The organism is Caulobacter soli (genome assembly GCF_011045195.1).
Lineage (GTDB): Bacteria > Pseudomonadota > Alphaproteobacteria > Caulobacterales > Caulobacteraceae > Caulobacter > Caulobacter soli.
This window is the reverse complement of sequence record NZ_CP049199.1, coordinates 1,327,902-1,349,943: the sequence shown is the minus strand read 5'-3', so window position 1 is coordinate 1,349,943 and position 22,042 is coordinate 1,327,902. Positions and strand designations below refer to the sequence as shown.

At 70.5% G+C, this 22,042-nt stretch carries 17 protein-coding genes; 10 read left to right on the top strand and 7 right to left on the bottom strand.

The annotated features are described in order from the left end of the window. Positions 1-113 precede the first annotated feature (113 nt). Entirely contained in the window at positions 114-1,886 is a 1,773-nt protein-coding gene (locus G3M62_RS06630; protein ID WP_343037658.1) for an ATP-binding protein, read from the top strand. A gap of 9 nt (positions 1,887-1,895) precedes the next feature. On the opposite strand, the gene G3M62_RS06625 is transcribed toward G3M62_RS06630, so the two are convergent. Continuing rightward, on the bottom strand, positions 1,896-3,395 hold the full coding sequence (locus tag G3M62_RS06625) for a bifunctional aminoglycoside phosphotransferase/ATP-binding protein (protein ID WP_165185685.1): 1,500 nt from the start codon (positions 3,393-3,395) through the stop codon (positions 1,896-1,898). Between the two features lie 144 nt (positions 3,396-3,539). On the opposite strand from G3M62_RS06625, the gene G3M62_RS06620 reads away from it, so the two are divergent. Continuing rightward, on the top strand, positions 3,540-4,157 hold the full coding sequence (locus G3M62_RS06620; RefSeq protein ID WP_165185683.1) for a TetR/AcrR family transcriptional regulator: 618 nt from the start codon (positions 3,540-3,542) through the stop codon (positions 4,155-4,157). Here the strand turns inward: G3M62_RS06620 and pdxH are convergent. Further along, complete coding sequence (gene pdxH, locus G3M62_RS06615) at positions 4,154-4,819, bottom strand: pyridoxamine 5'-phosphate oxidase (RefSeq protein WP_165185681.1); 666 nt, start codon at positions 4,817-4,819, stop codon at positions 4,154-4,156. The genes G3M62_RS06620 and pdxH overlap by 4 nt on opposite strands. Positions 4,820-4,925: 106 nt before the next feature. Here pdxH and G3M62_RS06610 point away from each other — a divergent pair, with 106 nt between their 5' ends. Then, positions 4,926-5,267, top strand: a complete 342-nt coding sequence (locus tag G3M62_RS06610) for a hypothetical protein (RefSeq protein WP_165185680.1) — start codon at positions 4,926-4,928, stop codon at positions 5,265-5,267. A gap of 57 nt (positions 5,268-5,324) precedes the next feature. Beyond that, complete coding sequence (locus G3M62_RS06605) at positions 5,325-6,026, top strand: DnaJ domain-containing protein (protein WP_165185678.1); 702 nt, start codon at positions 5,325-5,327, stop codon at positions 6,024-6,026. Here the strand turns inward: G3M62_RS06605 and G3M62_RS06600 are convergent. The 3 genes from G3M62_RS06600 to G3M62_RS06590 all read right to left on the bottom strand — a co-directional run bounded on the left by G3M62_RS06600 (position 6,023) and on the right by G3M62_RS06590 (position 10,969). Continuing rightward, positions 6,023-6,187, bottom strand: a complete 165-nt coding sequence (locus G3M62_RS06600; RefSeq protein WP_165185676.1) for a hypothetical protein — start codon at positions 6,185-6,187, stop codon at positions 6,023-6,025. The two genes, G3M62_RS06605 and G3M62_RS06600, sit on opposite strands and share 4 nt — an antisense overlap. A 245-nt stretch (positions 6,188-6,432) precedes the next feature. Next, positions 6,433-8,364, bottom strand: a complete 1,932-nt coding sequence (locus G3M62_RS06595; RefSeq protein ID WP_165185675.1) for a sialate O-acetylesterase — start codon at positions 8,362-8,364, stop codon at positions 6,433-6,435. Between the two features lie 136 nt (positions 8,365-8,500). Then, entirely contained in the window at positions 8,501-10,969 is a 2,469-nt protein-coding gene (locus G3M62_RS06590; RefSeq protein ID WP_165185673.1) for a glycoside hydrolase family 3 protein, read from the bottom strand. Positions 10,970-11,198: 229 nt separating this feature from the next. Between G3M62_RS06590 and G3M62_RS06585 the strand changes: the two genes are divergently transcribed. From G3M62_RS06585 to G3M62_RS06575, 3 genes are all read left to right on the top strand, one after another. Further along, a complete protein-coding gene (locus tag G3M62_RS06585; protein WP_165185672.1) occupies positions 11,199-13,370 on the top strand; it encodes a hypothetical protein in 2,172 nt (723 codons plus the stop codon). An 8-nt stretch (positions 13,371-13,378) separates the two neighbouring features. Continuing rightward, positions 13,379-15,004 (top strand): alpha-L-fucosidase, encoded by a 1,626-nt coding sequence (locus G3M62_RS06580; protein ID WP_165185670.1) that lies wholly within the window; start codon positions 13,379-13,381, stop codon positions 15,002-15,004. A 211-nt stretch (positions 15,005-15,215) separates the two neighbouring features. Beyond that, the gene (locus tag G3M62_RS06575) at positions 15,216-15,977 is read left to right on the top strand and encodes an SDR family NAD(P)-dependent oxidoreductase (RefSeq protein WP_165185669.1); all 762 of its coding nucleotides are present in this window, start codon (positions 15,216-15,218) and stop codon (positions 15,975-15,977) included. A 134-nt stretch (positions 15,978-16,111) separates the two neighbouring features. On the opposite strand, the gene hutC is transcribed toward G3M62_RS06575, so the two are convergent. Next, entirely contained in the window at positions 16,112-16,840 is a 729-nt protein-coding gene (hutC, locus tag G3M62_RS06570) for a histidine utilization transcriptional repressor HutC (protein WP_246263500.1), read from the bottom strand. Then, on the bottom strand, positions 16,837-18,330 hold the full coding sequence (locus G3M62_RS06565) for a formimidoylglutamate deiminase (protein ID WP_425483836.1): 1,494 nt from the start codon (positions 18,328-18,330) through the stop codon (positions 16,837-16,839). The genes hutC and G3M62_RS06565 overlap by 4 nt, the downstream gene beginning before the upstream one ends. A gap of 86 nt (positions 18,331-18,416) precedes the next feature. Here G3M62_RS06565 and hutI point away from each other — a divergent pair, with 86 nt between their 5' ends. From hutI to hutG, 3 genes are read left to right on the top strand one after another with little or no spacing between them, the layout of a single operon-like run. Further along, entirely contained in the window at positions 18,417-19,622 is a 1,206-nt protein-coding gene (gene hutI / locus G3M62_RS06560) for an imidazolonepropionase (protein ID WP_165185667.1), read from the top strand. Next, a complete protein-coding gene (gene hutH, locus G3M62_RS06555) occupies positions 19,623-21,158 on the top strand; it encodes a histidine ammonia-lyase (RefSeq protein ID WP_165185665.1) in 1,536 nt (511 codons plus the stop codon). It abuts the gene before it with no gap. Then, positions 21,155-21,976 carry an N-formylglutamate deformylase gene (gene hutG, locus G3M62_RS06550; RefSeq protein ID WP_165185664.1) on the top strand — a complete coding sequence of 274 codons (822 nt, stop codon included), beginning with the start codon at positions 21,155-21,157 and terminating at the stop codon, positions 21,974-21,976. Before hutH ends, hutG begins: the two co-directional genes overlap by 4 nt. The last annotated feature ends 66 nt before the right edge of the window (positions 21,977-22,042 follow it).

Below are 22,042 nucleotides of genomic sequence, written 5' to 3'. Positions count from 1 at the left end.
CGGATTCCCGACCGCCGCGCTGATCCGTCGCAGGCGCCGTTCAATCCATGCTAGGCTGTAGGGACTAGTTTTGTCCGCACCGCGCCGGTTGAGGAACGAGGCAAAATTCCAAAGTGCGAAGGTTCGATTCCCCCTGGGCCGACGACCGGCTGGACGAGGTGGCGCTGGACACCCATCGGCTGCTGCCGTCGCGCATGGTTCCGGCCTTGGCGACCGCCGGCGTGGCCGCCTACGCCCTCGGCCCCGCGATCGCGGCCGGATGGCTGGCCGCCCTTCTGCTCAGCGAGGGCGTGGCGCGGCTGGGCACGCGGCGGTTCAAGGCGGGCGTGCCCGGCTCGCCCGGCGAGCGCGCGGCCTTCGTGCTGGCGGCCCTGCCGATCAACCTGGTCTGGGCGGTGCTGGGCGCGCTGTTCTGGGTGTCGACCCGAGCCGACTTCAAGATCGCCGCCTTCGCCATCTGGGCCGGCCAGATCATCTTCGCCCAGAACTTCCGCCATCAGCCGGCCGTGCTGATCGTGATCAGCACGTTCGCGCCGATGGCCAGCATGCTGATGTTTTCCCTCTTCTTCTTTCCCGCCGAGGGACTGGGCCCCAACACCGCGCGCCTGGGCATGGCGATGGTGGCGGCCACCGCGATCAGCATGATGATGGCCAACCGCGCCGCCGCCCGGCGCATGGACGCCCTGACCCGCAACCTGCGCGAGGAGCGCGAGCGGGCCCTGGAGGCCAACCGCGCCAAGTCCACCTTCGTGGCCGTCACCAGCCACGAGCTGCGCACGCCGATGAACGGCCTGCTGGGCATGGCCTACGCCCTGGACCGCAGCAACCTCAACGAGGCCCAGCGCCGCCACGTGCGCCTGATGATCAAGTCGGGCGACAGCCTGATGCAGGTGCTGAACGACGTGCTGGACCTGTCGAAGATCGAGGCCGGCAAGGTCGACCTGGATCACGTGGCGACCCAGTTGCCCGACCTGGTCCGCGCGGCCGGCGACGCCTGGCGCGACGCCGCCGCCGAAAAGGGCCTATGGCTGCGCGTCGAGATCGATCCGGCCGCGCCCGACTGGATCCTGGCCGACCCCCAGCGCATCCGCCAGGTGCTGATGAACCTGATCTCCAACGGGCTGAAGTTCACCAGCCAGGGCGGGGTGACGATCCAGCTGACGGCCGCCGCGCCGCGCGCCGACGGCCTGAGCGAGATCCGGCTGCGGGTGATCGACACCGGGGTCGGCATCGACGCCGATTTCCACGACCGCATCTTCGACAGCTTCACCCAGGCCGACAACGCCGTCTCGCGCAGCCACGGCGGCACGGGCCTGGGCCTGACCATCTCACGCGCCCTGGCCCGCCAGATGGACGGCGACCTGGCGATCGAGAGCGGCGGCGACGGCGCGACCTTCGTCTTCACCCTGCTCGCCGCGCCGATCGACGCGCCCGCGGCCAGCCCCGAGGACGACGATCTTCAGGACGACGACGGCCCCGACCTCGAAGCCCTGCGCATCCTGATGGCCGAGGACAACGCCATCAACCAGGTGGTGGTGCGCACCATGCTGGAGGCCACCGGCGTGGTCCTGACCATCGTCGACGACGGCCAGGCGGCGCTGGACGCGCTGAAGGTCGAGGTCTTCGACGCGGTGCTGATGGACATCAACATGCCGGTGATGGACGGCATCACCGCCCTGGAGGCCATCCGGGCCGGCGTGGCGGGCGACCCGACGATACCGGTCATCGCCCTGACCGCCTCGGCCATGTCGGGCGACCGCGAGCGCTTCCTGGCCATGGGCTTCGACGACCACCTGGGCAAGCCGATCCGACCGGTCGAGCTGCTGTCGTCGATCTGCGCGGCGGTTCGCCCGAAGGGTCGCTGCGTGGAAGCGGCGCGGTCTTAGGGCCGCTCCCTACCCCATCGACTCCGCCAGCGCCCGGGCTTCGTCCTCGAACGCGCTGACCGTGTCGACGCGGCGCCAGGCGATGTCGCCGGTGTCGCGGGCCAGCTGGCTTTCCAGCACGGCGACGTCGGCGTCCGAGGCGTCGTTGACGCGGGCGGCGACGCGGGCGCGCAGCACCTCGGGCGGGGCCTCCAGCCAGACGCCCTGGAACGCCACGTCGACCGACTTGGCCAGGGCCTCGGCCCGCGCGCGCTGCTCGGGCTTGAGGAACACCGCGTCGACCACCACCGAACGGCCGGCGGCCAGGGTCAGGGCCGCGTCGCGGAACAGCTCGTCATAGACCCGGTCGCTCATGTCCGAGGTGTAGGCTTCCTTGGGCAGGCGCTGCAGCGAGGGCACCCCGCACAGGCGCTTGCGGATCTCGTCGGTGCGCAGGACCACCGCCCCGGGGGCCGCCCCCAGGCCGGGCGCGCAGACCCGGGCGAAGGTCGACTTGCCCGAACCCGAGAAGCCGCCGGTCGCCACCAGGCTGACCGGCTGGGGCGCCAGGTGCTCCAGAGCCGTGGCCAGATAGGCGCGGGCGGCCTCGTCGTCGTTGCTGTAGGCCCAGACGTGGGTGCGCACCGCGGCGCGGACGCTGAGCATCAGAGGCAGCGCGGCCAAGCCGGTCCACAGGCCCTCGCCGAACGTACGGGCGGCCTCGTCCAGATAGGCGTTCAGCACCCGGCCGGCGGCGTCGCGACGGCGGCGGAAGTCGAGGTCCATCAGCAGGAAGGCCAGGTCGTACTGGATGTCGATGTCCGACAGCGAGTCGTTGAACTCGATGCAGTCGAACAGGATCGGCTTGCCGTCCTCGACCAGGATATTACCCAGGTGCAGGTCGCCGTGGCAGTGGCGGGCGAAGCCCTGCCCCGCGCGTTCGTTCAGTTGCGGGCCCAGGCGCTCCAGCGCCAGATCCGTCTCGGCGATCAGCCGCTCGACGGCCTGGGCGCCCAGGCGTGGAGCCAGACCCCGCAGCAGGTTGGCGTTCGAGGCGATGGTGTAGCCCAGGGCCCCCACCCCGCCGCCTTGCGGCCGCAGCGGCGCCCCGGCGTGGAACTGGGCGATGGTGCGGCCCAGGGATTCCTCGAGCGCGTCGTCGATCGCCCAGGGCTGCTGGGCCAGCACGCCCTGCTCGTCGAAGCGGCGCATCTCCAGCAGGTACTCGACGATCTCGCCGGCCCCGTCCATCTCGACCCCGCCGCTATCGGTGCGGGTAAGGCGGCGAACCGCGCGATAGATGTCGGGCGCGGCGGCGCGGTTGAAGCTCAGCTCGCGCTCCAGCGACCAGCGACGCAGCTCAAGGGTGGAGTAATCCAGGAAGCCGAAATTGACCGGGCGCTTGACCTTCCAGGCCGCCTCGCCGACCAGGAACACGCGGGCGCACGACGTCTCGATCACTCGATCGGCCCGCTCGCCCATCCAGGCGGCCACTTCCTGCTCGCGAACCGTTTCCGCGTCCTTGATCACGCCCAAGCCTCATCCAGCACGCCAAAATTCCCGGCGTCGGCGTCCCCATAGCGGAAACTTCAGTCTTCGTCGCGTTCAGCACGCTTGCTTGCTTTTGAGTTGTACATCTATGGTCATGCTTAACCGTAGATCGAGTGCAACCGCATGCTTATCGGCGCAGGCCCAAATCGGTCCGAACGTAAGAAGGCCGAGATTCTCACCGCCGCGCGAGGCGTCTTCCTGAAGGAGGGCTATTCCGCCGCCGGCATGGAGGTGGTGGCCAGGATGGCCAGCGTGTCCACCGCAACGCTGTACGCCTACTATCCCAGCAAGGCCAAGCTGTTCGAGATCGTCGTCCACGACACCGTCCGGCTGATGGCCGAGCCCGTGCGCGAAAGCCTCAAGGTCCAGGGTGACGCCCGCGCCCGGCTGACGGCCCTGGCCCTGGCCTATGCCACCTTCATGACCGAGCCCGCGACCCGGGCGATCTTCCGGATGGTCACCAGCGAGCGCCGGCGCTTCGAGGCCATAGCCGATCACTTCCTGAAGAGCGCCCACCAGGAGCTGGGCGGCGCGGCGATCGAGGTGATCGAGAGCCTGATCGAGACCGGCGAACTGACGGCCGCCCAACCGGCCTGGGCGGCCGGCCAGCTGTTGGGCATGCTCGACCACCCCACCCTGGTGCTGGGCCTTGCCGCCGGCGACGAAGCCCAGCCGAACCGCCCCCTGGCCGAAATCTGCGCCGACGCGGTGGAGACGTTCCTGGCGCGGTATGGGGCTTAAGGAAACAGTCGCTTGGTCTCCCAGCCCTCGCCGACGCGGTCGTAGACCAGGCGTTCGTGCAGGCGGAACGGGCGGTCGCGCCAGAACTCGATGACTTGCGGCACGACGCGGTAGCCCGACCAGTGCGGCGGGCGCGGCACCTTGCCGATGCCGAACTTCAGCGCCATCTCGGCCACCCGGCGCTCCAGCGCCAGGCGGTCGGGCAGCGGCCGCGACTGGTCGCTGGCCCACGCGCCCAGCTGGCTGTGGCGGGCTCGGCTGGCGAAATAGGCGTCGGCTTCGGCCTCGGTCACCGGCTCGACCACGCCGCGCACCCGCACCTGGCGACGCAGCGACTTCCAGTGGAACAGCAGGGCCGCCTTGGGCTGGCCGCCGAGCTCCACGCCCTTGGCGCTCTGGGTGTTGGTGTAGAAGACAAAGCCGCGCGCATCGACGCTCTTGAGCAGCACCATGCGCGAGTCCGGCAGGCCGTCGGCGTCGACGGTGGACACGGCCACGGCGTTGGGATCGTTCGGCTCGCCCTTGCCCGCCTCGGCCAGCCACTCTTCGAACAGGCGGATCGGGTCGCCCTCCGGCAGCAGCGGCAGAGGCGCGGCCTCGGTCACCTGGCGGACATAGTCGTCCTCGGACGGCGAGGCGGGGATCAGGGGCGCGTCGGTCATGAAAGGCATATAGGGCGCCCGTCGTCCGTGAGCCACGCCCAACCCCTCCACGCTTGACGCGCACGGCCTGTCGCGCGCATCTGCCGCGCGACATGAAGGACACCCTATGAAACTCGGCACGCGGGCGCGACTGGCCTGGATTCCCCTGGCGCTGTGGTGCGCGGCCGGCCTGTGGATCGGCTATATCGAGGCGATCAAGTGGAAGGGCGACGACGTCCAGGACTGGATCATCCTGGCGGCCGGCGGCCTGTTCCTGTTCGCGGGCGGGGCTTGGAATTTCTGGCGGTTGCGCGCCAAGGCGGCCGAGCGGGCGCGCGTCGAGGGGCCCGACGTCGACGAGCCCGTCACCTGGTATCGCCGCAGCGGCTCGTGGGCCGTGATCGTCTTCGCGGCCGGGGTGTTCGGGATCTTCGGCCTGGTCTGGCTGCTGAGCGGCCAGATCCGCTAGGCGGCTCGAAAGTCTTAACTTAACCCGCCGTTGACCAAACGGCGGCAGGGTCGCGGCATGACCGCCGGCTCGTCCCCCGTTCTCAGTCTTCAAGCCGCTCGCGCCATTCTCGGCGTCGCGCCGGGCGCCGACGAGCGCGAGCTGCGGGCCGCCTATCGCGAAGCCGCCAAGCGCGCCCACCCCGACCGTCCGGGCGGCGACGCGGCCCTGTTCCGCGACGTGCTGGCCGCCTATCGCTTGCTGCAGGACACGCCCACGCGGCAGATCCATTTCCCGCCCGCCGTCACCGAACCGCCCCGGGTCGAGCAGGCCACCCTGCAGATCGACGCCGCCCTGGCCTTCGCCGGCGGCGCGCTGGACCTGGCCCTGGACGCCCGCAAGCTGCGCCTGACCCTGCCGGCCGGCCTGCGCGACGGCGACAAGGTGCGGGTCGAGAACGTGACCTTCCGCGTAACGCTCAAGCACGATCCCGACGCTCTGGTGCGCGGCGACGACCTGTGGCTGACCGCCCGCCTGGACGCCCGCGCCCTGGCGGAAGGCGGCCGGATCGAGGTGGCCACGGCCGTGGGTCCGCGCCTGGTCTGGATCTCGACCAAGGCCGCCGCCCGCGGCCTGGTGCGACTGCCCGGCCAGGGTCTGCCGGCCCGTGGCGCGCACCGAGCCGGCGACCTGTTCCTGCGCCTGGAAGCCCTGGGCGACGGCGCCGAAAGCGCGGCCCGCTCTCAGCTGAAGCGCTTCGCGGCGGCCTGGGCGGCCTAGTCTTCGGGGTCGTCCTCGGCGCCGAAGCTGTAGGGCTCCACGGGCGGCAGATAGGCGACCAGGACCTGGGCCGTCAGGCTGGGTTCGGCGACGACCGACGGCTGTTCGCCGAAGACCGCCTCCCAAAGTTCCGCCAAGGCCTGGTACGCTACATCGGGCACGCTACGCTCTCCTACGAGAGGACAATGCCGTTCGGTATCAAGGGGTTGCTGGTTAACGGCGCGCGCGGCTCCGCGCGCGCCGTCCGCCCCCTGCCCGCGCGGACACGCCCGGACAAGTCCGGTCGCGTCCGCGCTAGCCAGACGACAAGCCTAGGCGCGGTACGGCCCCGCTGGAATGGAGTGAAACCCTGGAAATCCGCCGGAACGAGACCGAGCCCCATCCGGCATTTTAACCAAAAGGCCGGCTAGGGCGCGATCGCCAGCTCGAACGGCGTGGCCGGCAAGCCGGTCGCGCCATACAGGTTGAGGATCGGACTGTCGGCCCAGGCGAAGCGCACCTTGACCGGCGCGAAGCCGGCCGGAACCGCCAGGCTGACCCGGTCGCCGGCCAGGGTCGCGTCGGCGAAGCGGCAGGCGCCGCGCGCGTCGCACAGCTCGAAACCGACCGGCCGGCTATCGGCCTGCACCACCGCCGGCTGATCCAGCCGCACGACCACCGTCCCGCCATTACGGACGGCCGACAGCGGGGCTGGCCCGGCGGCGACCAGGGTCGTCTCGCCATAGGCCAGCTTGCGGGCCTGCAGCGCCAGGCGATGGCCGACCTGCTGCTTGTTGGCCGGGTGGATGTCGTAGATGTCGCCGATGTCGACGGCCGAAGCGAGGCCGACCTTGGGATCGGCCGCCGCCGTGCGTCGCTGGACGTCGCGCACGCCCGCCCAGCCGGACTCGACCGGCGTCGTGACGCGCGGCCCGAAGTCGGCCAGCTGCACCACCAGGAACGGCAGGTCCGCGCCGTCGAACGACTTGCGCCAGTCGGCGACCAGGGCCGGCAGCAGGCGGGCATAGGCGGCCGGCTCGGCGACATTGGCCTCGCCCTGATACCAGGCGAAACCCTTCAGGCCGTAGGGGATCAGCGGGGCGATCATGCCGTTGCGCAGGGTCGACAGGCCGCTGGTCCCCACCCACGGCGCGGTCGGCGGCAGGCCGCTCTGGGCCAGGGTGCTCGAGATCTTGTAGCGCCAGTGGGCGCCCAGGGGCGCGAACGAGCCGTCGGCGAACTTCAGGCCCTTCTGGGCCGCCGGGCCCCAGGCTCCGCCGCCGCCGCTGGTGTCGATGGCCCGCACGGCGATGACGTTCGGACCCGCCTTCAGCACGCCCGGCGCGATCTTGTAGTCGCGCAGCCGATCCCAGCCCTGCTGCGAACCGACCTCGCGGCCATTGACGAAGGTGGTGTCCAGGTCGTCGATCGGACCCAGCGACAGGGTCGCGCCCTGCCTGGCCTGCTTGTCGGTCAGCACGATGGCGGCGCGCAGCCAGATCGTGCCGTCAAAGGTCTCCAGCCCGGGATTGGTCTCCCAGAACTTCTCGGCCGGCATGGTCTTCCAGTCACGGTCGTCGAAGTCGGGACGGCTCCAGGCGGCGGCCTGCGGTTCGGCCTTGGCGGCCCAGCCGTCGAGCTGCACGCCCCAGCGCGCCATGCCCTTCTCGGGCGACTGGGCGTAGTCGGCCAGGATCGCCAGGCCTTCGTCATAGTCGCCCAGGGCGTGGAGGCTTTCGCGGCTGATCCAGTCCTGGATCACCGAGCCGCCCCAGGTGGCGTCGATCAGGCCGATCGGAACGCCCGTGGTCTTCTTGATCTCGCGGCCCATGAAGAAGCAGGCGGCGCTGAAATTGTTGGCCGACTCCGGCGCGGCCGCGCGCCAGGCGGCTTCCTTGGGCAGGGCCGCCGTGGGCTCGGGCAGGCTGACGCGGCCGGTCTGGAAAAGGCGGATGTTGGGGTCGGCCGAATTGGCCGCCTCGGCCTCGCCGCCCAGGGCGCGGCGCAGCGGATATTCCATGTTGGACTGGCCTGAGCACAGCCAGACGTCGCCGACCAGCAGGTCCGACAGGGTCTGGCTGTCGCCGCCCGCCTTGACGGTCAGGGTCAGGGCCGGACCTGGCTCGCGGGCCGGAAGCGTCGTCGACCAGCGGCCTTCGGCGTCGACCGTGGCGCTCGCCTCGGCCTCGCCCAGCTTGACCGACACCACCGCCCCGGGCTTGGCCGCGCCCCACACCCGGATCGGCTGGCCGCGTTGCAGCACGGCGTGGTCGGTGAAGACCGGAGCCAGGAGGGGCGCGGCCTGGGCCGATGCGCTCAGAGCGGTGGCGGCCAGCAGGCCGAGAACGATTGAACGCATGGACACAGCCTTTTCACATCCCACACGCCCAACATCCCGGCGAAGGCCGGGACCCAAGCGGCGTGGGCCTTTGAATCTCAGAACGAAACCACCAACTCAGCTTGGGTCCCGGCCTTCGCCGGGATGTTGGACTTATTTATTGAGCCTTCCCCGGGCAGACCGCGCCGGCCGGATCGGTCGTCAGCTTCACGCTCTGCAGCGACACCACCAGCTTGCCGGCCGTCGACAACTCGAACGGCGCGGTCACGGCCTTGACGTCGGTTCCCGCCGCCTGGAAGCACTTGAGCGACACCTTCAGGCTCTTCCACTCGCCGACCGGCGAGGCGTTCAGCACCGGGGTGACGTCCAGCTTGCCCGCTCCGATCGACAGGGTGACCGGTCCGGTCGGCTTGGCGTCGACACGGTAGTCGACCAGCAGGTCGATGTCGGCGTTGGTCTGGAATGACAGGTCGAAGGCCTTGTCGGCGGCCAGGGCCGCGACGGCCGGTTCGGCGCCCGAGAAGGTCAGCTGACGGCCGGCCTCCTGCACGTTGCCGGCGTCCACGGGATGGATCTGGGCGGCTGTGGTCGGGGTCAGCTTGAACTCGAACGGCGACGGCGTCTTGCCGGCGACGAAGTAGTTGCTGACATTGTCGGTGTCGATCTTGAAGCCCGGCTTCTCCGACAGCGTCCCCACCCGCACCTTGCTGGCGTAGGTCAGGCCGTAGCCGTAGGCGAACTGCGGGTCATAGCCCTTGTCGCCGCGGTTCAGGGTGAACTGGCCGGCGGTCTTAGGCCAGCTGAAGGCCAGCTTGCCGTGGAAGTCGGTGCGCGGCTTGCCCGCCTTGTCGCCGATCAGCACGTCGGCGATCCCGCCGCCTTCGCTGCCCGGCAGCCAGGCGGCGACGAAGGCGTCCGAGGCGTTGATCTCGGGGTTCACCCACAGCGGACGGCCCGACAGGAACACCGCCACCACCGGCACGCCGGCGGCCTTCAGCTTCTTGAGCAGGGCCAGATCGGTCTTGGCGCCGGGCTGGTATTCCAGCGTCTTGATGTCGCCCACGCCCTCGGCGTAGGGCGTCTCGCCGAACACCACGATGGCCACGTCCGGCTTCTTGGCGAAGCTGCCGTCGACGCTGAGCGTCGCGCTGCCGCCGGCCGCGTCGACCGCGTCCTTCAGGCCCGAATAGATCGACTGGGCGTTGGGGAAGTCGGCCTTGGTGTTGCCGGTGCCCTGCCACGACAGGGTCCAGCCGCCAGCCTGCTGGCCGATGTCGTCGGCGCCGGAGCCCGCGACCAGGATGTTGGCCGAGGCCTTCACCGGCAGGACGCCGTTGTTCTTCAGCAGCACCAGCGACTCGCGCACCGCCTGGCGGGCGATGGCCTTGTGCTCGGCCGAGGCCATCACGGCCTCGTTCCCTTCCAGCGGACGCGCCTGCTGGAACAGGCCCATCTTGGCCTTCACGCGCAGGATGCGGCGCACGGCGTCGTCGATGCGGGCCATCGGGATCTCGCCCGACTTCGCCTGGGCCAGGGTGTTGGCGTAGAGTTCCTTCCAGCTGTCGGGCGCCATGTACATGTCCAGACCGGCGTTGGCGGCCTGCGGACAGTTCTTGGGCGTGCAGCCGGACACCTGGCCGTGGCCGTTCCAGTCGCCGACGACGAAGCCGTCGAAGCCCATCTTGCCCTTCAGCACGTCGGTCAGCAGGCTCTTGTTGCCGTGCATCTTCTCGCCGTTCCAGCTGTTGAACGACGCCATGATGGTCATGGTCCCGGCGTTGATGGCCGGCACATAGCCCTGGACGTGCAGGCGGATCAGCTCGGACTCCGGAACCTGGGTGTCGCCCTGGTCCTTGCCCTCGTGGGTGCCGCCGTCGCCGAGGAAGTGCTTGGCGCTGGCGGCGACGTGGCCCTGCTGGATGACGCCGCCTTGGGAGACCGCGCCCTGCAGGCCCAGGATCATCTGGCCGGCGTAGCTGCGGACGATCTCGGGATCTTCCGAATAGCCCTCATAGGCCCGGCCCCAGCGGTCGTCGCGCGGCACGGTCAGGGTGGGGCCGAACGCCCAGTCGAAGCCGGCGGCGGCGGTTTCCTGCGCCGTGGCCGCGCCGATCTTGCGGATCAGCTCCGGATCCCTGGTGGCGCCCAGCGCGCTGTTGTGCGGAAACAGCGTGGCGCCGACGGCGTTGCCGTTGCCGTGCACCGAGTCGATGCCGAACATCAGCGGGATCTGGGTGCCGCCCTGGCGCTGGGCGGCGGCGGCGCGGAAGGCCTCGACCGACTTGACCCACGGGCCGATCGGCGAGCGGTCGGGCGCGCCCAGCGGCGGCGAGCTGCCCCCGGCCAGGATCGAACCCAGCGGATAGGTCTTCAGGTCTTCCGGCTTCACCGAGGCCAGGTCGCCCTGGATCATCTGGCCGACCTTCTCCTCGAGGGTCAGCTTGGCCATCAGCGAGTCGACGAAGGCTTCGGTCTGGGGGTCCACCAGGCCCTGGCTCTTGGCCGCGGGCCACAGGGCGGGATGGGCGGTGCTCTTGCTGTCAGCGGCCGACGCGAAAGCGGGGGTGAGGAGCGTGGTCGCCAGCAACGCGGCGCAAAGGACCTTGGTGTTCATAACTCCCCACATCTTATCATTGGACTACGACAACGCTGTCATTGGCATGCCGGCGCGCCCTGGGCAATCAGGCCTTGCCGTTGGTACCGGTATCTAAAGGCTCGACGGCGATCCATACACGGTCTAATTTGTGTGACAAATAGAAACGACCGGGCGAGCGACGACATGCGGGGATTTGGAATTGGCCTGACGGCCGGCGCGGCCGTTCACCCTGCCCTTGCCCGCTAGACGAAAGCGCCCCGTGTTCCGCGTAAAAGCCCTGCTCGCCGCGACCGCCGTCGTCGCGCTCGCCGTCGCCCTGCCCGCCCTCGCCGCGCCGCCGGTCGTCCAGCCCTACAGCTGGAACACCGTCGAGGTGCTGGGCGGCGGCTTCGTCAGCGGCGTGGTCTATCACCCGACGAAGAAGGGGCTGGTCTATATCCGCACCGACATCGGCGGCGCCTATCGCCTGGACCGGGCGACCAACCGCTGGGTGGCGCTCAACGATGGCCTGAGCCGCGCCGACGGCCAACTGGCCGGGGCGCTGAGCCTGGCGGTCGATCCCCATGATCCGAACCGGCTGTACATGGCCGCCGGCGAATACACTCGCGCCGAGGCGCGCGGCGGAGCCGTGCTGCGCTCCACCGACCAGGGCGCGACCTGGGCCAAGGCCGAACTGCCCGTGAAACTGGGCGGCAACGAGGACGGCCGCAACACCGGTGAGCGGCTGATGGTCGATCCCGCCCAGGGCGCGGTGCTGTTCCTAGGCGCCAGGGACGGCCTCTATCGCAGCGCCGACCACGGCGAGACCTGGGCCCGGGTCGAGGGCTTTCCGAAAGTCCACGTCACCCTGGTGGCCTTCGCCCCGGGCAAGACGACCAAGACCGGCGCCACGGCGACCGTCTATGCGGGCGTCGCCGGGGCGAGCGGCGGCCTGCTGGTCAGCATCGACGGCGGCGTGACCTGGGCTCCGGTCGCCGGCCAGCCCAAGAGCCTGGTCCCCCACCACCTGGCGATCGACGCCAAGGGCAAGGTCCATGTCGCCTACGGCAACGGCCTGGGTCCCAACGACGTCACCGACGGCGCGGTCTGGACGCTGGATCCGCGCACCGGCGCCTGGACCGACATCACCCCGGTCAGGCCCGACGGGACCGACGTGTTCGGCTATGGCGGCCTGAGCCTCGATCCCCGCCATCCGGGCGTGATCGTGGTCTCCACCCTCGACCGCTGGGTGAAGGGCGACGACCTCTTCCGCAGCACCGACGGCGGCAAGACCTGGAAGGCCCTGCGCGAGGCGTCCCAGCACGACACCGGCGGCGCGCCGTGGGTGCGCAGCCTGGAGGCCAAGGCCGGCCGGGCCATGGGCCACTGGATCGGCGACGTCGACATCGACCCGACCAATCCGGACGAGGCGATCTATGTCACCGGCTACGGCCTGTGGCGGACCAAGGACCTGACCGAGGCCGACCGTTCGGGGCGCACCCACTGGCGGTTCGACGACGAGGGGCTGGAGGAAACCGTCGCCCTGGAGCTGGTCAGCCCGCCGGGCGAGGCGCTGGTCAGCACGATCGGCGACATCGGCGGCTTCCGCCACGACGACCTGGATAGCGCCTCTGGCAGCCGCTATTTCGAGCCGCACGGCGGCACCAATCGCGGCCTCGACTACGCCGAACTGCAGCCGAACGTCCTGGTTCGAACCAGCGACCCGACGCCCACCGCCGGCTATCGCTCGACCGACGGCGGCAAGACCTGGACGGCCTTCGCCGGCTCGCCGCCCCGCGACGCCCACATCCACACCGGCCGCATCGCCCTGTCGGCTGACGGCAAGCGGATGGTCTGGGCCATGCGCAACGCCGCCCCCTACGTTTCCAGCGACGACGGCAAGACCTGGCGTCCCGTTCAAGGCGTCGCCGAGAGCAACCACCCTGACTTCACCCCCGCCTCCGATCGCGTGAACCCGTCGCGGTTCTACATCTACGACGCGGCCCAAGGCGCGGTGCTGGCCAGCCTCGACGGCGGCGAGACCTTCAAGGTCAAGGCCCACGACCTGCCGAACGGCGGACCGCTGAAGGCCGTTCCCGGGATCGAGGGTGAGGTCTGGCTGCCCACCGCCCGGGGCCTGATGCGTTCGACCGACGGCGGCGCGGACTTCAAGGCGATCAACGGCGTTGACGACGCCGGCCTGGTCGGCTTCGGCAAGGCCGCTCCGGGCCAGAGCCATCCGGCGGTGTTCGTCTGGGGCAAGGTCGGCGGGGTCGAAGGCGTGTTCCGCTCCGACGACGTCGGCAAGACCTGGATCAAGCTGCACGACAACCGCTGGGGCTTCGCCGAACTGCGCGCCCTGACTGGCGATCCGGCCCGCTTCGGCCGCGTCTATCTCGGCGTCCACGGCCGAGGCATCCTCTACGGCGATCCGTCGCCGGCCAAGAATTAGGACCCTTCATGAGCCTCAATCGCCGCGACCTGCTGAACCTCGGCGCCGGCCTGGCCGCCGCTTCAGCCTCCCCCGCCCTCGCCGCTCCGAAGAAGGGCGGCTTCCAGCCCAGTTGGGAGTCGCTGGCCGAGGGCTATACGGCCCCCGACTGGTTCCGCGACGCCAAGCTGGGCATCTGGTCGCACTGGGGCCCGCAATGCGTGCCCGAGTTCGGCGACTGGTACGGCCGCCAGATGTATATCCAGGGCAATCCGTTCTACGAGCACCACGTCAAGACCTACGGCCACCCGACCAAGTTCGGCTTCATGGAGTTCATCCCGCGCTGGAAGGCCGAGCGCTGGGATCCCGAAGCCCTGATGAAGAAGTACCAGGCCGCCGGGGCCCGATACTTCATGTCGATGGCCAACCACCACGACAACCTCGACAACTTCGACAGCCGCCACCACGCCTGGAACACGATGCGCGTGGGCCCCAAGCGCGACATCGTCGGGACCTGGGAGCGCGTGGCCCGCGCTCACGGCATGCGGTTCGGCGTCTCCAACCACTCGGCCCACGCCTGGCACTGGTGGCAGACTGCCTATGGCTACGACGCCGAGGGCCCGCTGAAGGGCCAGCGCTACGACGCCTATCGCCTGACCAAGGCCCAGGGCCGGGGCCAGTGGTGGCAGGGCCTGGATCCGCAGGAGCTCTATACCGGCCGCAACATGGTCATCCCCGACGGCATCGACAGCATCGGCGCCGCCAACGCCTGGCACGACAAGCACGACGGCGAATGGCTGGAGACCCCGCCGCCGAACAATCCGGCGTTCACCGCCAACTGGCTGGCGCGCCAGAACGACCTGGTCGACCGCTATCGGCCCGACATGGTCTATTTCGACAACTACGCCCTGCCCCTGGGCCAGGCCGGCCTGGCGGCCACGGCCCACTACTACAACCAGGCCCGCGCCTGGCATGGCCGGACCGACGTGGTGGTGACGGGCAAGAAGCTCAGCCCGCTGCAGCGGCGAGGCATCGTCGAGGACGTCGAGCGCGGCTTCTCCGACCGGCTGCGGCCCGAGCCGTGGCAGACCGACACCTGCATCGGCAACTGGCACTACGACCGCGCCCTCTACGAGAACGACGGCTACAAGAGCGCCAAGGACGTGATCCAGCGCCTGATCGACGTGGTCAGCAAGAACGGCTGCCTGATGGTCTCCATCCCCCAGCGCGCCGACGGCACGATCGACGACAAGGAAGAGAAGGTTCTGGAAGGCATGGCCGGCTGGATCGCCGTCAACGGCGCGGCCATCTACGCCTCGCGCCCCTGGCGGATCTACGGCGAGGGCCCGACCCGCTTCGTCGAGGGCATGCAGAACGAGGAAAAGGCCAAGCCGTTCGAGGCCGCCGACATCCGGTTCGTGACCAAGGGCGGCGACCTCTACGCCCTGCCGATGGCCTGGCCGACGGGCGAACTGGTGATCGAGAGCCTGGCCGTTTCCGGTCCGACGAGCGCGGGCGAGGTGCGGCGGGTTGAGCTGCTGGGCGGCGGAGAACTTAAGTTTGTCCGCGACGGCAAGGGCCTACGCGTGACGCTGCCGGAAGCCCGGCCGGCGTTCACGCCGGTGGTGAAGATCTCGGGGCCTGGGTTGGTCTAGAAAAGCCTCCCCCTGTGGGGGAGGCGATCGCGTAGCGATCGGTGGGGGGAGTTATAGGACGGTTGTCGCTCAACCACTCCCCCCTCCGTCGGCTTCGCCGACACCTCCCCCACAGGGGGAGGCTTGTCAGGGGCTTGGCGCCTCGCCCCCGGCGGAAGGATTGACGTCTCCCGACACGGCCGAACACATGGTCGTAAAAAGGAAGCGCCTCATGACCCCCCTCGCCGGCCGCACCGTCCTCATCACCGGCGCCTCGTCCGGCATCGGCGCCGCCCTCGCCCGGGCCGCCGCCAGCGCCGGAGCCAAGGTCGCCGCCGCCGCGCGCCGGGCCGACAAGCTCCACGCCCTGGTCGCCGAGATCGCCGCCGCCGGCGGAACCGCCCAGGCCTTCGCCATGGACGTCGAGGACGAGGCCTCGGTCATCGCCGCCTACGACGCCGTCGAGGCCGCGTTCGGGGCGCCGGACTCGGTGATCGCCAACGCCGGGATCAATCTGGAAGGCTCGGCCCTCGACATCAGCATCGACGACTTCGACAAGGTGCTGGCGGTCAACACCCGCGGCGTCTTCCTGACCGCCCGCGAAGGCGCGCGGCGGATGATCGCGGCCGGCAGCGCCGACAGCCAGCGCGGCCGCATCGTCCTGGTAGCCTCGATCGGCGCCCACAAGGTGCTGCCCGGCCTGACCGCCTATGTCGCGTCCAAGGCCGCCACGGCCCACATGGGCAAGAGCCTGGCCCGCGAGTGGGCGCGCAAGGGGATCAACGTCAACGTCCTCTGCCCCGGCTACATCAAGACCGAGATCAACGACGACTGGTTCGACAGCGAAGGCGGCGCGAAGCTGGTGGCGGGCTTCCCGCGCAAGCGACTGATGGAGACCGGAGACCTGGAGGCCATGGCGCTGTACCTGACCTCCGACGCGGCCCGCGCGGTGACGGGTTCGGTGTTCACGGTGGACGACGGGCAGTCCTTATAAAACCCCGCTCATCCCGGCGAATGCCGGGACCCAGATCCCATGGCGGTGTGGATGATTGGAAAGGCTCTGCGCTCATGGCGTCAGCCCCACAGCCATTCCATCTGGGTCCCGGCATTCGCCGGGATGAGCGGGTTTTAAGACCGCGCCGGCCCGAACCGGGCCACCAGGTCATACGCCTCGCCCGGGAACAGTTGCCGCACCCAGGTCACCGGCTCGCCCGCCCGCCAGGTGCGGCGCTCGACCGCCAGCAGGGCCGCGCCGGGGTCCAACGCCAGCAGCTCGGCCACGGCCGGCTCGGCCCCGACGGCGCTGATCCGGTTCTCGGCTTCGGTCCACGGCACGTGGTGCAGCAGCCAGGCGCCCGGCGGCTCGGCGGCGAAGTCGGTGGTCGCGGCCTCCGGCACCGCGGTCAGGCTGATCAACCGGTCCTCCAGGGCGAACGGCCGGCCGCCGGCCGCGTGCAGGCCGCGCAACGCCAGCAGCTCACCGCCCGCCGCCAGGGCGATCTCGTCGACATCGCCGGCCTTGGGCTTGCGCTGTCGACGGTCCAGCAGGTCGAAGCGATAGGCCTCGCCCCGCGCCACGATCTGCGCCTGGATGTCGGGGATGTCGAGCACGGTGGAATGCAGGCGCGGTCGGGCCACGAACGAGCCGGCGCGCCGACGACGAACGATCAGCCCGGCCTCGGCCAGGGCCGACATGGCCTTGTTGACGGTCATCCGCGCGCAGCCGAACTGGGCCATCAGCTCGGTCTCGGACGGCACCTTGCGCCCCGGCGCCCAGGCGCCCGAACGGATCAGGTCCTCGATCTCGCCGCGAATGCGCTGATACAGCGTTCCCCCGTCCACGCTCAAACGGCTCAAGCCAGCACGCTCCTCAAGGCGGTCCGATAGCGGGCGAGGATCGCCTCGCGCGCGTGGTGGCGACCGCCGCTGACGACCTGCCGGCCGCCGCGCCAGACGCCGTCGATGGCCCCGTGTCGCCCGGCGAACACCCAGCTGTCCAGCAACGCGTCGCCGTCGCGGCCGATCATCGCCGGGTGAGCGCGATCCAGGGTCAGGAAGTCGGCCGGACGCCCGCGACGCAGGCCGCCGGCCACGCCCAGGGCCTGGGCGCCGCCGTTGACCGCCGCGCGGAACAGCTCCCCGCCCGTCGAGCCGCCTGGCGCCTTGGCCAGCACGTTGCGGGCCCGCCGCGTCAGCCGCTGGGCGTATTCCAGGGTGCGCAGCTCCTCGGCCGCGTCGATCAGCACATTGCTGTCCGAGCCGATCCCGAACGCGCCGCCGGCCGCCAGATAGTCGTGGGCCGGGAAGACGCCGTCGCCCAGATTGGCCTCGGTGATCGGGCACAGGCCGGCCACCGCGCCGCTCTTGGCCAGGCGCTCGGTCTCCATGGCGTTCAGGTGGGTAGCGTGCACCAGGCACCAGCGCTTGTCGACGGGCGCGTTGTTCATCAGCCAGCGCACCGGCCTCGCGCCCGTGGCGGCCAGGCAGTCGTCGACCTCCTGGGTCTGCTCGGCGATGTGAATGTGGATCGGGCCCGCGCCGGCCAACGGAATGATCGCGGTCAGTTCCTCGCCCGTGACGGCGCGCAGGCTGTGCGGCGCGATCCCGACCACCGCGTCGGGCAGGCCCGCGACCGCCGCGCGGCTGGCCTCGATCAGCCGGCCATAGCCGTCGACGTCGTGGATGAACCGCCGCTGCCCCTCGCCCGGTGCGACGCCGCCGAAGCCGGCGTGGGCGTAAAACACCGGCAGCAAGGTCAGGCCGATGCCCGTCTCGCCGGCCGCCGCCGCGATCCGCGCCGCCATCTCGGCGGGGTCGGCGTAAGCGCCGCCGTCCTTGTCGTGGTGCAGGTAGTGGAACTCACCCACCCGGGTCGAGCCGGTCTCCAGCATCTCCATATAGGCCAGGGCCGCGATCGCCTGGACCTCGTCGGGACCCAGCCGGTCGACGAAGCGGTACATCAGCGCGCGCCAGGTCCAGAAGCTGTCGCCGGTCGGGCCGCGTGTCTCCGTGAGGCCGGCCATGGCGCGCTGGAAGGCGTGGCTATGCAGGTTGGGCAGGCCCGGCAGGCACGGGCCGTGGGCCGTCTCGCCGGACTGGCGGGCGACATCGGTGTCGACGCGGGCGATCATGCCGTCAGCGAGGGTGAACCGCACATCCCTGGCCCAGCCGTCGGCCAGCAGGGCCTGCTCGAACCACAGGGTCTGGGGGCCGGAGGAAGGCTCGACCTGGAGCGGGCGCTCGGGCTCGGGCGCGACCTCGGGCGCGGCCGTGACCTCTTCGGGCGGCGTGTAGATCGGAGCGTCGTCGTCCTGTTCGGATTCCGGCGGAAACGCGTCGTCGGTCACTGGACAATCCTCGTGTCGAGCGAATATGTCTATACATATTGAAGCCGCCGGCAAGAGACCGGAGCGGCGTCGGGAGATCCCAGGCCATGCGCTGCGATCGGGTGTGGAGCAAGGCCCGCCTGGCCACTTTCGCGCCCAGCCAGGCCGGAATCGGCGTGGTCGAGGACGGCGTCGTGGCCAGCCTGGACGGCCGCATCGTCTATGCCGGCCCCGCCGCGCAAGCCCCCGCCTTCGAGGCCCGCGAGACCCTCGACTGCGAAGGCCGTTGGATCACGCCTGGCCTGATCGACCCGCACACCCACCTGGTCTTCGGCGGAGACCGCGCCCACGAGTTCGAGCTGCGACTGGCCGGCGCCTCGTACGAGGCGATCGCCCGGGCCGGCGGCGGCATCGTCTCGACCATGAAGGCCACCCGCGCCGCCTCGCGGGCCGACCTCGTCGCCAGCGCCCAGCCCCGCCTGGACGCCCTGATCGCCGAGGGCCTGACCACCATCGAGATCAAGTCCGGTTACGGCCTGTCGCTGGACGACGAGCTGAAGAGCCTGCGCGCCGCCCGCGCCCTGGCCGACGTGCGCCGCGTGTCGGTGACCACGACCTTCCTCGGCGCCCACGCCCTGCCTCCGGAATATGCCGACGCCCCCGACGACTACATTGACCACGTCTGCTACCAGATGATCCCCGCCGTCGCCGCTGAGGGCCTGGCCGACGCGGTCGACGCCTTCTGCGAGGGCGTCGGTTTCACGCCCGCCCAGACCCGCCGGGTATTCCAGGCGGCCCGCGAGCACGGCCTGCCGGTCAAGCTGCACGCCGAGCAGCTGTCGAACCTGAACGGCGCGGCGCTGGCCGCCGAGTTCGGGGCGCTGTCGGCCGATCACCTGGAGCATCTGGACGACGCCGGGATCGCGGCGATGGCCAGGGCCGGCACGACGGCCGTGCTGCTGCCCGGGGCCTTCTACTTCGTGCGCGAGACCAAGCTGCCGCCGATCGAAGCGTTGCGCGCCGCCGGCGTGCCGCTGGCCCTGGCCACCGACTGCAACCCCGGCACCTCGCCCCTGACCAGCCTGCTGCTGACGATGAACATGGCCGCCACCCTGTTCCGGATGACCGTCGACGAATGCTTGGCCGGCGTCACGCGCGAGGCCGCGCGGGCGATCGGGCGGCTGGCGAGCGTCGGCACGCTGGAGGCCGGCAAGGCCTGCGATCTCGCTATCTGGGACATCGAGCGTCCCGCCGAACTTGTCTACCGCATGGGCTTCAACCCGCTCCATGCGCGCGTCTGGAAGGGCCTGTAAGTGATCGAAGTCGTTCTGAACCCCGGTGAAGTCAGCCTCTCGGACTGGAAGGCCGTCTATCGCGGCGCCCCCGCGCGGCTGCATGAGAACGCCGCTCCGGTGATCGCCGAGAGCGCCGCCGCCGTCGAACGCATCCTGGCCAAAGGCGCGCCGGTCTACGGCATCAATACCGGCTTCGGAAAACTGGCCAGCGTTCGCATCGGCGACGCCGACCTGGAGACGCTCCAACGCAACATCGTCCTCTCCCACGCCGCCGGGACAGGCGCGCCCTCCCCCGTGCCCGTCGTCAGGCTGATGATGGCCCTGAAGCTGGCCAGCCTGGCGCAGGGCGCTTCGGGCGTGAAGCCGGCGACGACCGACCTGCTGGAGGCCATGCTCGTGAAGGGCCTGACGCCCGTGGTGCCGTGCCAGGGCTCGGTCGGCGCCTCGGGCGATCTAGCCCCACTGTCGCACATGGCCGCGACCATGATCGGCGTCGGCGATATCTTCGTCGGCGGCCAGCCCCTGCCGGCCGTCCAGGCCCTGGCGAACGCGGGTCTCGCCCCGCTGACCTTGGGTCCCAAGGAAGGCCTGGCCCTGCTGAACGGCACCCAGTTCTCGACCGCCAACGCCCTGGCCGCCCTGTTCGACACCGAGCGCCTGTTCCAGTCGGCCCTGGTCACCGGCGCCCTGGCCACCGAGGCGGCCAAGGGTTCGGACACCCCGTTCGATCCGCGCATCCACGTCCTGCGCCGCCAGCCCGGCCAGATCGAGACCGCCGCCGCCCTGCGCGCCCTGATGGCCGGCTCGGCGATCCGCGACTCGCACCGCGAGGCCGACGAGCGGGTCCAGGACCCCTACTGCCTGCGCTGCCAGCCCCAGGTGATGGGCGCGGCGCTGGACATCCTGCGCCAGGCCGCCGTCACCCTGGCCACTGAAGCCAACGGCGTCTCCGACAATCCGCTGATCTTCCCCGATACGGACGAGGCCCTGTCGGGCGGCAACTTCCACGCCGAACCCGTGGCCTTCGCGGCCGACATCATCGCCCTGGCCGTCTGCGAGATCGGCTCGATCGCCGAGCGCCGCATCGCCATGCTGGTCGACCCGGCCTGCTCGGGCCTGCCGGCCTTCCTGACCCCCAAGCCGGGCCTGAACTCCGGCTTCATGATCCCGCAGGTCACGGCCGCCGCCCTGGTCTCGGAGAACAAGCAGAAGGCCTATCCGGCCAGCGTCGACTCGATCCCGACCTCGGCCAACCAGGAGGACCACGTCTCGATGGCCGCCCACGGCGCGCGGCGCCTGCTGGCCATGGTCGAGGCCGCCGAGGCGGTGATCGGCATCGAACTGCTGGCGGCCGTGCAGGGCTGCGACTTCCACGCGCCGCTGGCGTCGAGCGCGGCGCTGGAGGCCGTGCGCGGGGTGTTGCGGACGCAGGTCCCGCACCTGTCCGACGACCGTCACTTCCATCCGGACATGGAGGCGGCCAACGCCTTGGTCCGCTCGGGCGCGGTGATCGCGGCGGCCTCGGCGATCGCGCTGCCGGGGGTCGAGGCGTGAGCCCGACGGACTGGCTGTCGGTCACCCGCGGCGACGCCCCGCTGGTCGTCAGCATCCCGCACGCCGGCACGATCATCCCGTCCGACATCGAGGCCCGCCTGGTCTCGCCCTGGCTGGCCCGCAAGGACGCCGACTGGTGGCTTGGCGAACTCTACGCTTTCGCCGCCGACCTCGGCGCCACGGTGGTCCGCACCGGCGTGTCGCGCACCGTGATCGACGTCAATCGCGACCCGTCGGGCGTGTCGCTCTATCCCGGCCAGGCGACCACGGGCCTTTGTCCGGTCGACACCTTCGACGGCGAGCCGTTGTACCGCGAGGGCCAGGACCCGGACGCCGCCGAGATCGCCGGGCGCCGCATCCGGTTCTTCGATCCCTACCACGCCGCTCTCGAGACCGAGCTGGACCGGCTGGTCGCGCGCCACGGCAAGGTGGTGCTGTACGACGCCCACTCGATCCGCTCGCGCGCGCCGCGCCTGTTCGACGGCGAGCTGCCGCAGTTCAACATCGGGACCAACAGCGGCGCGGCCTGCGATCCGGCCCTGACCCGCGCCGTCGAAGCCGCCTGCGACGGCGCCGGCCTGTCGCGCGTCACCAACGGCCGGTTCAAGGGCGGCTGGATCACGCGCCACTACGGCCAGCCCGGCCAGGGCGTCCACGCCGTCCAGATGGAGCTGGCTTGTCGCGGCTATATCGACGAGCCCACGGTCCTGACGCCCGACACCTGGCCCACGCCCTTCCACGCCCCTCGCGCCGCGCCGCTGCAGGCCGCGCTCACCGACGTCCTCAAGGCCTGCATCGCCTTCGCCAACAGCACCTGACCGCAGAGCGAAACCTCGTCCTTCGACAAGCTCAGGATGAGGTTTCGAATGACGCCCAGTAGCCCT